The 14,727-nt window shown below is 63.1% G+C and carries 11 protein-coding genes; 6 read left to right on the plus strand and 5 right to left on the minus strand.

The features are described 5' to 3' along the window. Positions 1 to 9 precede the first annotated feature (9 nt). Positions 10 to 603 (minus strand): helix-turn-helix domain-containing protein, encoded by a 594-nt coding sequence (locus NKJ23_RS08415; protein ID WP_352679929.1) that lies wholly within the window; start codon positions 601 to 603, stop codon positions 10 to 12. Between the two features lie 270 nt (positions 604 to 873). On the opposite strand from NKJ23_RS08415, the gene NKJ23_RS08420 reads away from it, so the two are divergent. After that, a complete protein-coding gene (locus NKJ23_RS08420; protein WP_352452121.1) occupies positions 874 to 1,572 on the plus strand; it encodes a nitroreductase in 699 nt (232 codons plus the stop codon). A 19-nt stretch (positions 1,573 to 1,591) separates the two neighbouring features. On the opposite strand, the gene NKJ23_RS08425 is transcribed toward NKJ23_RS08420, so the two are convergent. Genes NKJ23_RS08425 through NKJ23_RS08440 form a run of 4 tightly spaced genes read right to left on the minus strand, consistent with a single transcriptional unit; the run spans position 1,592 to position 6,732 of the window. Then, on the minus strand, positions 1,592 to 2,179 hold the full coding sequence (locus tag NKJ23_RS08425; protein WP_352679932.1) for a sarcosine oxidase subunit gamma: 588 nt from the start codon (positions 2,177 to 2,179) through the stop codon (positions 1,592 to 1,594). Then, entirely contained in the window at positions 2,172 to 5,168 is a 2,997-nt protein-coding gene (locus NKJ23_RS08430) for a sarcosine oxidase subunit alpha (RefSeq protein ID WP_352679935.1), read from the minus strand. The genes NKJ23_RS08425 and NKJ23_RS08430 overlap by 8 nt, the downstream gene beginning before the upstream one ends. Next, positions 5,165 to 5,461 (minus strand): sarcosine oxidase subunit delta, encoded by a 297-nt coding sequence (locus tag NKJ23_RS08435; protein WP_023676536.1) that lies wholly within the window; start codon positions 5,459 to 5,461, stop codon positions 5,165 to 5,167. The genes NKJ23_RS08430 and NKJ23_RS08435 overlap by 4 nt, the downstream gene beginning before the upstream one ends. 11 nt (positions 5,462 to 5,472) lie before the next feature. Beyond that, a complete protein-coding gene (locus tag NKJ23_RS08440) occupies positions 5,473 to 6,732 on the minus strand; it encodes a sarcosine oxidase subunit beta (protein WP_352680147.1) in 1,260 nt (419 codons plus the stop codon). 269 nt (positions 6,733 to 7,001) lie between these two features. On the opposite strand from NKJ23_RS08440, the gene NKJ23_RS08445 reads away from it, so the two are divergent. The 5 genes from NKJ23_RS08445 (at position 7,002) to NKJ23_RS08465 (ending at position 14,659) form a co-directional block, all read left to right on the plus strand. Further along, positions 7,002 to 9,491 carry a mechanosensitive ion channel family protein gene (locus NKJ23_RS08445; protein WP_352679938.1) on the plus strand — a complete coding sequence of 830 codons (2,490 nt, stop codon included), beginning with the start codon at positions 7,002 to 7,004 and terminating at the stop codon, positions 9,489 to 9,491. A 156-nt stretch (positions 9,492 to 9,647) separates the two neighbouring features. After that, positions 9,648 to 9,911, plus strand: a complete 264-nt coding sequence (locus NKJ23_RS08450; RefSeq protein WP_352452117.1) for a hypothetical protein — start codon at positions 9,648 to 9,650, stop codon at positions 9,909 to 9,911. A 267-nt stretch (positions 9,912 to 10,178) separates the two neighbouring features. Then, positions 10,179 to 12,740 carry a GcvT family protein gene (locus NKJ23_RS08455; protein ID WP_352679941.1) on the plus strand — a complete coding sequence of 854 codons (2,562 nt, stop codon included), beginning with the start codon at positions 10,179 to 10,181 and terminating at the stop codon, positions 12,738 to 12,740. Between the two features lie 7 nt (positions 12,741 to 12,747). Further along, entirely contained in the window at positions 12,748 to 13,710 is a 963-nt protein-coding gene (locus tag NKJ23_RS08460) for a site-2 protease family protein (RefSeq protein WP_352679944.1), read from the plus strand. A 100-nt stretch (positions 13,711 to 13,810) separates the two neighbouring features. Beyond that, the gene (locus NKJ23_RS08465; RefSeq protein WP_352679947.1) at positions 13,811 to 14,659 is read left to right on the plus strand and encodes a DUF1194 domain-containing protein; all 849 of its coding nucleotides are present in this window, start codon (positions 13,811 to 13,813) and stop codon (positions 14,657 to 14,659) included. The last annotated feature ends 68 nt before the right edge of the window (positions 14,660 to 14,727 follow it).

Consider the following 14,727-nt stretch of genomic DNA (forward strand, 5'->3'; position numbering starts at 1 on the left):
TGCATTCGTTCAATAGACAGGCGGCGAAACCACCCAGATGACGACAGCCGGCTCGGCTCCAGGATTGCGCCAGCGGAACGGCTTGCCGTCGAAGCGGAAGGAATCGCCTTCGCCAAGCCGGTGCCAGACGCCGGCAATCTCGATATCGAAGCTACCGGAAGCGACGTAGCCGGCTTCCTCGGTCGGCCGGCGCGACTCGGTCTTCATCTCGGCACCCGGGGCGAAGACCGAACGCAGCATCTCGAAGCTACCGCCGAGATCGGGCGACAGAAGCTCCTCCACCAGGCCAGAATCGCTTGTGCCAAGCGTGCGCCGGCTGCCGGCGCGCACGACCACGCCGCGTTCGGTCTCGACAGGCACGTCATGGCTGAAGAACAGGCTGACCGGCACGCCGAACAATTCGGCGAAGGCCCTGAGATCGCCGAGCGACGGGACCGACAGACCGCGCTCGACCTGGCTGACCCAGCCGACGGAACGGCCGAGCTTCAGTGCGATTTCAGCAAGCGTCAAGCCGCGCGCCTTGCGCAACGCGCGAATGTCGCCGGCCAGCAGCCGTTCGCCGCTGTCCTGTTCCGATCTGGCGGCGGTTGAGGGCAAAGCCATCCCTGTCTCGGTGAAAAATTCCCAGTAAATTTCATTTGATGGCGGGTTCATGAAAAAATCAAGAGGATTTTCACGCAACCACAAGATTTACTTGCGCCATTTTGACGGTTCGGGCAAAGGCTCGGCGCACGAGCGGCGAGTGGGGCGTCCGGTCGAGGCGGGTAGGCTATCGGGCGTTCAAAAAGACGCGCAAGGATGCTCCATCACTTCTAGTCGGCGCATGATCCTTCCGGAATATCGGGTTCGGGATCATACGCAAAAGGACGGCCCATGCTGGAAAACAACTCCCGGATTGCGGCGGCGATCGTCGATGACGCGATCACCTCGCGGCGGTCGGTACGCGCCTTCTTGCCCGATATGGTCGACGACGAGACCATCCGCGATATTCTCGCCGTTGCCGCGCGCGCGCCCTCAGGCACCAATATGCAACCCTGGAAAGTCTATGTGACCAAGGGCGAGGTCAAGCAGCGCATCACCGACGCCATCCTCAGCTCGGGCATCCGCGCCGAAAAGGCCGAGTGGGACGAGTACCGCTACTATCCCGACCAGTTCTTCGAACCCTATCTGACGCGACGGCGGGCCAACGGCTTCGGCCTCTACGGCGTGCTCGGCATCGGCCGGCGCGAGGTCGACAGGATGCGTGCGCAGCACGACCGCAACTTCGTCTTCTTCGACGCGCCGGTCGGCATGATCTTCACCGTCGACCGGCGGCTGAACAAGGGGTCGTGGATCGACTACGGCATGTTCCTGCAAAACATCATGGTCGCCGCGCGGGGCAGGGGCCTGCACACCTGTCCGCAAGCCGCCTTCGCGCCCTATCACCGGCAGATCAGGCCGGTGCTCAACATTCCCGACGAGGAGATCGTCGTCTGCGGCATGGCGCTCGGCCATGAGGATACGTCCAAGCCCGAAAATGCCTTCCGCACCGACCGCGCGCCGCTGGAAGAGTGGGTGACGTTCGCGGAGTGACGTGAAGCGCCGTCCGGCTCTACTGCACTTCGTAGCCGACTTCCTCGCTCGCATGGCAGAGCGCTTTCCAGAACGAGCGGGCAAACGAGCGGAACACATAGATGTCGAACTGATCGGCGCCGGTGCGCTGGATCTGCGCGAAGATGTCGTGATGCATGGTCGAGCGGCCGGCGCCGATCGGGAAGGCAGGCAGCGCGAAGTCGATGGCGAAGAATTTCGCCAGCACCCACTCGGCCTTCGGCCCGGCGATACGGATCGCGGTGCGGCCGTGCGAAAGGTCGGTCACCGTACCGATGGCCGAAGTGACGACATCGGCAAAGGCCGGCGCCAATCCCTCGGCTTCATCGACCACAGTGAACTTTCCCGGCGCAAAGCCGAACACCGACCTGGCGCCGTTCGTCACACCGCCACCGGCGCCGTCGGGCAAAGCCAGGCCGGTGACCGTATGGATGCCGGCCATCAACTTCTTCTCCTCGCCGGGCCAGGCGGCGAGCTGCAGGATCGAACCCGGCCTGGTTTCGGAGAGGATGATTTCGACACCGTGCTCGAAATTGCCATGCGAGCCTGGATGCAGCACCGGCTCAAGTGGTGATTGGCGCTCAACCATGCATGCGGCTCCCGTCCGGATCGAAGAAATGGTTGGAGACGATCTCGACCGGCCCGAACCGGTTGCGCAGCGGGTCCGAGACATAAGCGCGTGAGCCTCGCCGCGCCTTGCCGCCCTTGACCAGGGCAAGCGCGATATATTTGCCCAGCGCCGGCGAATAGCAGCAGGCGGTGATGTGGCCAAGCGAGCCGTGCGGATTGGCTTCGTCAAGCTCCTCGACGATGTGCGCGCCGCCGTTGAGCGGCTGGTTGTCGAGCGAAACAATACCGACGAGTTCCAGGCGGTCGGGCGCGATCAGCCCCTCGCGGTCCATCATCGCCGAGCCGATGAACGGCTTCTTCTTCGACAGCATCCAGTCGAGATGCAGGTCGCGTGCCGTGGTACGGCCGTCGATCTCGGCACCGGTGACGTGGCCTTTCTCGATGCGCATGGTGCCCAGCGCCTCCAGCCCGTAGGTCACCAGCCCGAACGGCTTGCCGGCTTCGATCAGCGCCTCCCAGACATGGGTGCCGTAGCCGGCGCCGGAATAGACCTCGAAGGCCATTTCGCCGGAGAAGGACAGCCGGCAGATCATCACCGGCACGCCGGCGATTTCGCCGTGGACGATGCCCATGAAGGGCAGGGCGGCATTGTCGACGGCAGTGCCGCTGACGCAAGCAGCCAGTATCTGCCTTGCCTTCGGCCCGCCGATGGCGGCACCGGCCCATTGGTCGGTCACCGAGGTGACGTGGACCTTCAGCGCCGGCCAGATCACGTCGAGGAAATATTCCAGATGCTGCATCACCTTGCCGGCATTGGCGGTGGTGGTGGTCATCAGGAAATCCTGCTCGCCGAGGCGCCACGTGGTGCCGTCGTCAAAGGCGAGACCGTCCTCGCGCAGCATCAGCCCGTAGCGCGCCTTGCCGACGGCCAGCGTCGAAAACATGTTGGTGTATACGCGGTCGAGGAATTCCGCCGCGTCGGGGCCTTGCACCGCGATCTTGCCCAATGTCGAGACATCGACGATGCCGGCGCTCTCGCGCGTGGCTCTCGCTTCGCGCACATAGGCCTGCTCGATCGTCTCGCCGGGATGGCCGTAGATCATCGGCCGATACCACAGGCCGGCGGAATACATGGTGGCGCCGTTGGCGACGTGCCAGTCATGCATCGGCGTCAGCCGCTCGGGCTTCAGATCGCCGAAGCGTTCGGCGGCTAGCGAGCCGATCGACACCGCCGAAAAGGGCGGGCGAAAGCGCGTCGTGCCGACCTGCGGGATCGGCTTGCCGAGCGCCTCGGCCATGATGGCGAGGCCGGGTATGTTGGAGCTCTTGCCCTGGTCGGTTGCCATGCCGAGCGTGGTGTAGCGCTTCAGATGCTCGACCGAGACGAAGCCTTCGCGATGCGCCAGCCGCACGTCATCCGCCGTCACGTCATGCTGGAAGTCGACGAAGCTTTTTCCTTCGGCCTTGATCTCGAACACCGGCGCCGGATCGGGATCGCCAGGTGCTGCCTCGACGGCAGGCAAGGCCGCCGGCGTGGCGGTTGCGCCCGCAGCGGAAAGACCGGCGGCGCGACCTTCGGCGATCGCCTCGGCGGTGGAGAAACTGCCGGTGAAGGCGCCGGCGCCGATCCATTGCCATGTCGTCGGCTTGGGCGGCAGGAACGCTTGCAATGCTTCGTTCCATTCCGCTTTGGCTCCAGCCTGGCTGGCCAGATGAATGGTCGGCGACCAGCCGCCCGACATCAATAGGCAATCGGCGTGGATGCTGCGCGCATCGCCGGAAAGCGCGCCGTTGACCATGTCGAAGCGCTGCACCTTGAAGCCGGAAAGCGCCTTGCCGCCCTCGGTGGCGATCACCGCGTGGCCAGAAAGGATCTCGGCCTCGGTCTCGCCGGCCAGCTTGCGCATTTCGCTCGAAAGCTCAGGGCGCACGTCGATGATGGCGACGACTACGGCGCCGGCCTTCTTCAGCGCCAGGGCCGCGCGATAGGCGCTGTCATTGTTGGTGAACAGCCCGATCCTGTCGCCGGGCAGCACGCCATATTCAATGGCATAACGCTCGGCAGCATGCGCCAGCATTACGCCTGGCCGATCATTGCCTGGAAAGACCAGCGGACGCTCCAGGGATCCGGTGGCCAGCACCACCGACTTGGCGCGGATCGTCCAGTAGCGATGGCGCGATTCGCCCTTGCCGGGCGTTTCCTTGTGGTCGGTGACACGTTCGAGCGCGGCAAGCGTGTTGCCGTCATAATAGCCCCAGACGGTGGTGCGCGGCAGCAGGCGGACATTGTCACGGCCTTCGAGCTGGCCAGCGGCGCGCGCCGCCCAGTCGGCGGCCGGCATGCCATCGATCGTCTCGCCCGACCAATTGGCCGAGCCGCCGAAATGCGGCTCGAGCTCGGCCAGGATGACGCGTGCACCCTGATCGGCAGCCGCCCTGGCGGCCATCAGCCCCGCCGGGCCGGAGCCGACTACCAGCACATCGCAAAACGCGTTCATGCGTTCGTAGCGCGCCGTATCGGGAGCCGTGCCTGCCTTGCCCAGGCCGGCGGCACGGCGGATGAAATGCTCACAGAACATCCAGAAGCGAGTGCCCTTCAGCGGACCGATCACTGGTCCCATGAAGGTCTTGTAGTAGAAGCCGGCCGACAAAAGCTTGCCGCCGAGCTGGTTCACGGCACTGACGTCCCAGGCAAGCGAAGGGAAGCGGTTCTGGCTGATTGCGGCCAGTCCGTCATAAATCTCGACCATTGTGGCGGGGATGTTCGGCTCGCGAATCTCGCCCCTCAACACTGTGACCAGCGCGTTCGGTTCCTCGACGCTGGCGGTCAGCACGCCGCGCGGGCGGTGATATTTGAACGAACGCCCAAACAGGGTGACGCCGTTGGCCAGCAGCGCCGAAGCCAGCGTGTCGCCGGCATGGCCGGTATAGAGGGCGCCGTCGAAGGTGAAACGGATGGTCCGCAGCCGGTCGATGCGGCCGCCGGCCTCGGTACGGCGCGGGCTCATGGCTTGTCCTCGGCCCGGTGCCGCGCAACCGAGTTGTGGTCGCCGCGCGCGAACGCGGTGCTGGAGATCTCGTGCGTCAGCGTGTTGCGCACGACTCTGAGATGGGCGCGGCAGCCGCCGGAATGCTGCCAGATCTCATTGTGGTCGCCGGCCGGGTTGAGTCGGTCGTAGACATAGGCGTTCCAGGCGTCGAGGTTCTGCGAGGCGGGCTGTGGGCGCTGGCGATTGCCGTCGCCCTGATAGGTGAATTCGATCACGTCGCGCGGGCCGCAATAGGGGCAGGTGATGAGCATGGATCTCTAACCTAATGCAGCCGGGGCGTGGCGCCCTGGCCCTTGTCGTCGATCACCAGGCCACGGTAGAAGCGGTCGAGCGTGAAGGCCGCGTTGAGACCGTGCGGCTCGTCCTTGGCAATGGTCCAGGCAAAGCACCAGCCGGAAGCCGGCGTCGCCTTGAAGCCGCCATAGCACCAGCCGCAGTTGAGATACATGCCCGGCAGCGGACCGGTGGTGATGATTGGCGAGCCGTCCATCGACATGTCGCAGACGCCGCCCCATGAGCGCAGCATGCGGACACGGGCCAGCCCAGGGAACAGCGCCAGCATCTCGCTCATCACCTCATCGACGATCGGCAGGCTGCCGCGTTGGGCGTAGCTGTTGTAGCCGTCGAGATCGCCGCCATAGACAAGGCCGCCCTTGTCCGATTGCGACATATAGAAATGGCCCATGCCGAAGGTCAGGACCGTATCGATGAACGGCTTTAGCGATTCCGTGACGAAGGCCTGCAGCACATGGCTCTCGATCGGCATCGTCTCGATGCCGGCAAGCCGCATGACCCGCCCGGTGCTGCCGGCAACCGCGACCGCTACCTTTTTTGCGCGGATTTCGCCGCGCGTTGTCGTGACGCCGGTGATGCGGTCGCCGTCGCGCAGGAAGCCGGTGACCTCGCAATTTTCGATGATGTCGACGCCGCGGCGATCTGCGCCGCGCGCATAGCCCCACGCGACGGCGTCGTGGCGGGCGGTGCCGGCGCGCCGCTGCATCAGGCCACCGACGATCGGGAAACGCGCCGTGGCTGAGACGTCGAGCGCCGGCACCAGGCGCGCGATTTCGGCCGTGGTCATCAGTTCGGCGTCAACGCCGAGATGGCGCATGGCGTTGCCGCGCCGGGCATAGTCGTCGAGCTGAGCAGGTGTGTGGGCGAGGTTCAGGCAGCCGCGCTGCGAGAACATTACGTTGTAGTTGAGGTCATGGGCCAGGTTCTCCCACAGCTTCATCGAATGCTCGTAAAAGCGCGTGTTGGCCGGCAAGAGATAGTTGGAACGGACCGCCGTGGTGTTGCGGCCGACATTGCCGGAACCGAGCCAGCCCTTCTCCAGCACCGCGACATTGGTGATGCCGTGCTCCTTGGCGAGATAGTAAGCGGTCGACAGGCCATGGCCGCCGCCGCCGATGACGATCACGTCGTAGGACGCCTTCGGGTCGGGCTTGCGCCAGGCCGGCTTCCAGTCCTTGTTTCCGGTCAGCGCGTTCTTGAGAAGCGAAAAGGCCGAATATTCCGCCATTCTTATTGTCATCCATTTCAGGCTTTGCGGCAGACTATAGAGCAGGCCGCCAACGCAAAGCCAAGATTGCGCCATCGCTTTTCGACTCCCCGACTTCGACCGGATTGGCCGACTTCGACTGGATTGGCCGACTTCGACTGGATTGGCCGACTTCGATTGGCGGACTTCGAAAACGAGCCGCCTGGCATGACTTGCCCCGTGATATGAGCGTCTTTATCAAGGACGTGCTTCAAAACTGCCTCTGCCGCCCGCGAGTCGCCAAAAAAATCATGTTCTTTCGTTTACTCCGCCTGGTCCTGATCGCTGCACTTGTTGTCTCGGCGCCGCCGTCGTTCGACGCGATGGCGCAGGCGCTCGGGCAGGGTGCCGCCGGGCTGGTCACAGACCAGCAGAAGGTCATCCAGAGCCTGACGGCCAAAACCGACGATCTCGAGAAGAAGATACAGCAGGACGGCCAAGACGATGCCACCCTGGTGGAAATCCGCCTGCAATTGGAGGATCTGTCGCGGGCGGCGCTCACCAGCGCGCTGGCGTTCCGCTCGCGTCTCGGCGATATCAACGATCGGATCGAGACGCTGGGACCTCCGCCGGCCGCGGGCCAGCCGGCCGAGCCCGACATCGTGACCGGTGAACGCCAGGCGCTGGCTTCCGAAAAAGCCGAGATTAACGCCGTCATTGCCAGCGCGCAGAACCTGTCGATCCGCATCAGCGGGCTGATCGAGAAGATCGGCAACATGCGCAGCGAGCTGTTCCGCAATCAGCTCACCAAGCGCTACGTGCTGTCCGATGCATTGAGCCCGGAGGTCATTTCCGACGCCAACGACGAATTTACCAGTTTCTACAAGGCGGTGTCGTCCTGGCTGAGCTTCGCCTTCAAGTTCAAGTTCCAGGCAATTCTTGCCGCGACGTTGATGGCGCTTGCGCTGGCCGCTGTGCTTTTTGTCGGCGGGCGGCGCCTGTTCGGCCGCGTCTTCGAAGCCGATCCTTCCGTCGAAGATCCATCCTATCTCAGCCGCCTGTCGGTGGCGTTCTGGTCGACATTGCTGCCGTCGCTGGCGGTTGGCGCCTTCCTTATCTCGACGGTCTTCTTCTTCAATTATTACAATGTCTTGCGCGGCGACATCGGCATCTTCCTGAATTCGCTGGTTGCCGTTATCGCGGTGGTGTTCTGCGTCAACCGGCTGACCAATGCGGCGCTGGAACCGCGATTGCCGAACTGGCGTCTGATCCCTGTCGAAACCGGCCCGGCGCGCTGGCTGGTGCGGCTGACGACTGCCATGGCCGTCGCCATCGGCATCAATTATTTCCTGTCGGTCGTCAACGACAAGATGGGCTCGCCGCTATCGCTGACCATCGCCAGAAGCTTTGTCGCCACCATCAGCGTCGGCGTCATCCTGATCCTGATGGGGCTGCTGAAGCCGTTCAAGGCTGCCGACGGGAGCTGGCGCCCGTGGCCGGCATGGCTGCGCTACACCGCCGTCGCGCTAGGGCTATTCACCATAGCGTCGGCGCTGCTCGGCTTTATCGGCCTTGCTATTTTCGTCTCGGTGCAGGTCGTGGTTACCGGCACTATCCTGGTCACCGCCTATATCGGCTTCCTGTCGGCGCGGGCGATCGGCATGGAAGGTGGTTTCGCCAACACTTCAATCGGGCGCTGGCTAGCGGCCAATTCAAGCTACGAAGAGACCGCGCTCGACCAGCTCGGGCTTGTCGTCAGCGCCGCCATAAACATCATGATCGTGCTGGTGTTCCTGCCGCTGATCCTGTTGATGTGGGGCTTCCAGCCCGGCGACATCCAGGCCTGGGCCTACAAGCTGGCGACGGGCCTCACCATCGGCTCGGTGACGATCTCGGTCACCGGCATCCTCACCGGCGTCGTCGTCTTCATCATCGGCTATTTCCTGACGCGCTGGTTCCAGGGCTGGCTCGACGGTTCGGTGATGGCGCGCGGCCGGGTCGACACCGGTGTGCGCAATTCGATCCGGCTGGCGGTCGGCTATGCCGGCGTCGCGGTCGCGGCACTGGTCGGCATCTCGGCGGCCGGTATCGACCTCTCCAATCTCGCGTTGGTCGCAGGCGCCCTGTCTCTCGGCATCGGTTTCGGCCTGCAGAATGTCGTCTCCAACTTCGTCTCGGGCCTGATCCTTTTGGCCGAGCGGCCGTTCAAGGTCGGCGACTGGATCGTTGCCGGTGACATCAGCGGCACCGTCAAGAAGATCAGCGTGCGCGCCACCGAGATCGAAACGTTCCAGCGGCAGTCGGTGATCCTGCCCAATTCAAACCTGATCAACAATGCGGTCGGCAACTGGACACACCGCAACAAGCTCGGCCGCATCGATATCAAGGTCGGCGTTGCCTATGGCAGCGACATCAAGCACGTGCATGGCGTCCTGTTGGAGATCGCGCGCAGTCATCCGCTGGTGCTGAAAAACCCCGAACCCTTCGTGCTGTTTTCCAATTTCGGCCCGGCCGCGCTCGAATTCGAGATTCGCGTGTTCCTGGCAGACGTTCTTAGTGGCAATATCGTCCAGAACGACATCCGCTTTGCAATCTTCGATGTGTTCGCCGACCAGCATATCGAAATTCCGTCGACGCCGCGCGCCGTCGTCGAGACCAAGAAGCACGAAGCGTGGCCGATCGACGACGACAAGATCGAAGTCGAATTCGCCGAGCGGGAACAAGCAAAAGCCTTGGCGGCGGTCGAGGCGAAACGTCTCGCCAAATCAGCACGCAAGGTGCGGAAGCCCGATCCTGACTAGCTGTTTGGAGCTTGCCTTCAAGCCTTCGGAAACCAATTGCGGCATGAATGCGGCATTCAGTTGCCGTTCAGCTTGCATTGCATATAAGCTCACCTGCAAACGGCGAGAATGCCTTGCGAAATGCAACAGAGGCGGTGGCAACACCGATACTACAAAATGTGGAAGTCTCTCGTCGCCGCCGTCGCTTTTCTGGCCGTGGGCGGTTCGGCCCATGCCGCCAGCGCGGTCAACAAGGACGCCGAGACCCGCACGCTGATCGTGACGGAAGGCGGCGGCAAGACCGAGCTGGCGCTGGCCGCTGGCGAAACCGTGGAATTTTGCCCGAGCGGCTGTTTTGTTACCTTGCCGAATGGCGACCTCGAGGCGCTGACCGGTTCGGAGACGATTGAGATCTCGGGCGGCGTCGCGCGCATCAAGTAAAGTCGACGCCTGATTTTTGAAGGCCGGGCAAACGCCCGGCCTTTTATTTGCTTCCGGTAATCGGCGATGAAGGTATGCACTTTTCTTCGAAGCTGCGCAGGACGGGCTCTAGCAGCGCCTTCATACCGAGCAGGGCGAAGGCGTAGGTCTAACTGCATTCGACGGGCTGGTGGCGCGGGCTTTTTTGGCGATGTCGCAAACAGGCTGCAAGCGCGGCGCCGCGCCGCCCTATAGTCTGCTCGCAATAGCATCTTGGAGTCGCGGGCAATGGCAGGGTTTCCGGAAAAGGCGAAGGTCGTCATCGTCGGGCTGGGCGGCATCGTCGGCGCATCGGTCGCCCATCACCTGATCGAGCGCGGATGGGACGATATTGTCGGCATCGACAAATCGGGCATCCCGACCGATATCGGCTCGACGGCACACGCTTCCGATTTCTGCTACACGACCAGCCATGACTTCCTGTCGTGCTGGACGACGCTCTACTCCATCGATTTCTACGAAAAGATGGGTCACTATGCGCGCATCGGCGGCCTCGAGGTTGCCCGCGTCGGCGACGACGCCCGCATGGCGGAGATCAAGCGCAAGATCGCCTCGGCGAAGGCCTTCGGCACACGCGCCCGCCTGATCGATCCCGCCGAGATCAAGGAAAAATTCCCGCTGATCGAAGAACAGATGGTACAGGGCGGCCTGTGGGACCCCGACGCCGGCCTCGTCATCCCGCGCTCGCAGACCGTCGCCGGCAAGCTTGTCGACCAGGCGGAAGCTTCCGGCAAACTCAGGGCGTTTGCCAATACGTCGGCCAGGTCGCTCGTCATCGAGAACGGCCGCATCAAGGGCGTGGTGACCGACCGCGGCACCATCGAGGCCGACTATGTCGTGGTCTGCACCGGCATCTGGGGACGGCTGATCGCGGAAATGGCGGGCGAGGACCTGCCAGTCATGCCGATTGACCATCCGCTTACCTTCTTCGGGCCGTACACCGAGTTCGCCGGCACCGGCAAAGAGATCGGCTGGCCGCTGCTGCGCGACCAGGGCAACTCGGCTTACATGCGCGATACCGGCGACCCCAAGACCGCCGAAGGCGGGCAGATCGAATGGGGTTATTACGAAGAGACCAATCCGCGCCTTTGCCATCCGCGCGATATTCTCGAGAAAAACCAGGCACGGCTTTCGCCGTCGCAACGCGATCTCGACATGGAACAAATCCTGGCGCCGCTCGAGCGCGCCATGGAACTGACGCCGATCCTGGGCGAGCTGGGCTACAATGAGAGCCATTCCTTCAACGGCCTATTGCAGGTGACGGCGGACGGCGGCCCCTCGATGGGCGAAAGCCAGAAGGTCAGGGGCCTCTGGTATACCGTGGCCATCTGGGTCAAGGACGGCCCCGGCATGGGCAAGCTCATCGCCGACTGGATGACGGACGGCCGCACGGCGATCGACCACCACGCCATCGACTATTCGCGCTTCTATCCGCACCAGACGAAAGAACAGTTCATCTGGGACCGCTGCACCGAAACGGCGATGAAGGTCTACAACCCGGCGGTGCATCCGCGCGAGCCCTTCTCCAAGGCCCGCAATGTCCGCCGCTCGCCCTTCTGGGAGCGCGAAAAGGAACTCGGCGGTTATTTCATGGAGCTCGGCGGCTGGGAGCGCGCCCACGGCTACGCCGCCAACGAGCATCTGCTCGAGAAATACGGCAACCGGGTGCCGGTGCGCCAAAACGAATGGGATAACCGCCACTTCTGGCGCGTCTCGAACGCCGAGCATCTCGCGATGAGCGAGGATTGCGGCATCGTCAACCTGTCGCATTTCGCCATGTACGACGTGGAAGGCCCGGACCATGTCGCGCTGATGGAATGGCTGTGCGCGGCAAAGATCGGCGGTGACGGCAATATCGGCAAGGGCATCTATACCCATTTCCTCGACGAGGAAGGCATGGTGCGCGCCGACCTGACCGTCATCCGCATGGCCGACCGCTGCCGCGTCATCGACGGCGCTGATGCCGGGCCGCGCGACTTCCAGTACATGCGCCGGACGGCAGAGGACAAAGGCTTCGACGTTACCGTCACCGATGTGACCGAGAAATATGTGACCGTCGGCATCTGGGGTCCGAACGCGCGGGCAACATTGGGCGAGGTCGTGGAAAACCGCGACGGACTGACGTCTGAGAATTTTCCCTTTGCCGCGATCAAGCCCGTCAGGATCGCCGGCAAGGACGTGACCGCCTTCCGCATCTCCTATGTCGGCGAGCAAGGCTGGGAACTGCATATGCGCTACGAGGACGGCCTGGCTGTCTGGGACGCGCTGCGGTCGACCGGCGTGATGGCCTTTGGCGTCGAGACCTATGCCAACAGCCGCCGCATGGAGAAGAGCCTGCGCCTGCAGAATGCGGACCTCTTGACCGAATACAATCTGCTGGAAGCCGACCTTGCCCGTCCGAAAGTCAAGGAGGCCGATTTCTGCGGCAAGGCAAAGCATCTGGAATATCGCGCCCGGGTGCATCAGCCGGCCATGCTTTGCACGCTTATCATGACGGACAATACAGATTCGAATGGTGTTCCCCGCTATCCGGTCGGCACGATGCCGGTGGTGGACCCGCAAACCGGTGAGACGCTCGTCGACGAGCTCGGCCGCCGCTCCTTCACGACCTCGGTGGCCTATGGTCCGACCCTCGGCAAGAACATCGCGCTCGCCTACCTGCCCTGGGCGTATTGCCAGGAGGGCCGCAAGCTGAGCGTCGAATATTTCGGCGAGAAGTACCCGGTCGAAGTGGCCGCCGTCGGCTACAGGCCGCTCTACGACCCGGAGAACCTCAATCCGCGCAGCTAAGCGTTGCTTGCCTGCCGATTCTCCACACAGGCAAGCAGAGCAGTGCCAGCAGGACCTGAATGCAGAAGCCCGATTCATCGTCGGGCTTTTCGCTTTGTGGAGCGATGATTCTCGCTTACCGTCGCGCTGCGATTGGGGGGTGCCTTTGCGGCGGATCGGCTGGGACAGAAAAAACGATGCGCTAGTGTTTCAGCTGAACCGGAATATCCCGGTTCGCGTCAGCTGGACCTTCGCAATTCCCATTGTGCTGCCCTTCCTGAACGAGTGGGCGAGCCGACCCAAGGATGCACTGATCCATACCTCTATCTTTGCAGCGCTTCTGTTTGCGTCGATATTTCTGCACGAACTGGCACACGCCTGGATCGGACGCCGACAAGGCGTCGCCACCGACAGGATAGAATTATATCTCTTCGGCGGGCTCACGCGTTTCAAACGCGCCGCAGCGCCATCGCCTGCCTGGGCGCGGATTGCGATAGCGGGTCCCCTGGCGAACGTCGCGCTCGCCGCGTTTTTCGATGCGGCCTTTTATCTGGTTTTTGGAGAACTCATCCCAGTTGCGCCCGAAACGCCATTCGGGTGGCTGCCGTCAAGGTCGGCCGGTCCTCTGGAATGGACGCTTTGGATTGGCGCATTGTTGAACGTGTCACTTATCGTTCTCAACATCCTGCCCGCCTACGATCTGGATGGCGGCGTGATTGCAAGACATTTGTTCCTGAGACGCTTCGGCGTCCGCCGGGCCGCGCAGATCGTCGGCATCTGCGGCATCGTACTTTCAATTCTGCGTTTTGCGATCATCTTGCCTGCCGCGGTTGCAGGTATTCTGTTGTGGCTTCCGCCGTCATTCAAGCCGAACTGGAGGGCAGCGCGCGGGGTCGGTGCTAGAAAACCGAAGCCGGACCCATCCTCCGAGACGGATGTCGAGAAGGCCGTGGAGTGGCGGGGACGGGGCGGGCACCGCATCCACAAATGAAATTCGTTTTCCGGCGGTTCGCAAAAATGTGACCGAATGAGCCCGGCTCTCCACCAGGCTTTTCTCTTTGTCGATCGGCGATTTTCGCTTACCGTGCGGCATGTCTGGTTTTGCCCGTGCAAGACATCTCGTCTCGGGTGCCGCCGCGCTGGCGTCGGTGCTATGGCTGACTGCAAACTCCCGCGCCGCCGAGCCGGTCGACGTCGAACTGGTGCTGGCAGTCGACGTTTCGCTGTCCATGTCGCCGGACGAGCTCGAAATCCAGCGTCATGGCTATGCGGCGGCGCTGACGCATGACGATGTCCTGCAGGCAATCGGCGAAGGCGCTCATGGCAAGATTGCCGTCACCTATGTCGAATGGGCTGGCGCGACCTGGCAGCAGGTCGTCGTGCCGTGGACGGTGATCGCCAATCGTGCCGACGCCGAGCGGCTGGCAGCGCAGCTTTCCGCTCATCCGCCGGCCAGTGCCAGGCGCACCTCGATCTCCGGCGCGCTGGAATTCGCCAGCGATCTCTTTGCTGAAAGCGGCTTCCAGGGCGTCAAGCGGGTGATCGACATTTCGGGTGACGGCCCCAACAACCAGGGCGCACCTGTCGATATCACCCGCGACGCCGTGATCAAGCAAGGCATCACCGTCAACGGCCTGCCGCTGATGACCAGGGGCGGGTTCAGCAGCGCTTACGATGTCAACAATCTCGACCGCTACTACAGCGACTGCGTCATCGGCGGGCCGGGCTCCTTCATGATCCCGGTCAATGACTGGACGCAGTTTCCGGAGGCCATCCGCCGCAAGCTGGTGCTGGAGCTTGCCGGTCCGGCCTCGCCGCAGCGAGCGGCGGAAGGGGCGGCGCATCCGCCATTGGTGCTGGCACAGGACATCCCCGTCACCGACTGCCTGGTCGGCGAAAAAATGTGGCGCGACCGCAGCTGGATGTACAACAGCCGCTGATGGCGGAGTTTGCTGTCGATGGTGACATACCGCAGTGCAGCATCTGCTTCATTGACAAGCCTGCGGGC

The organism is Mesorhizobium sp. M0184, from assembly GCF_040322215.1.
Lineage (GTDB): Bacteria > Pseudomonadota > Alphaproteobacteria > Rhizobiales > Rhizobiaceae > Mesorhizobium.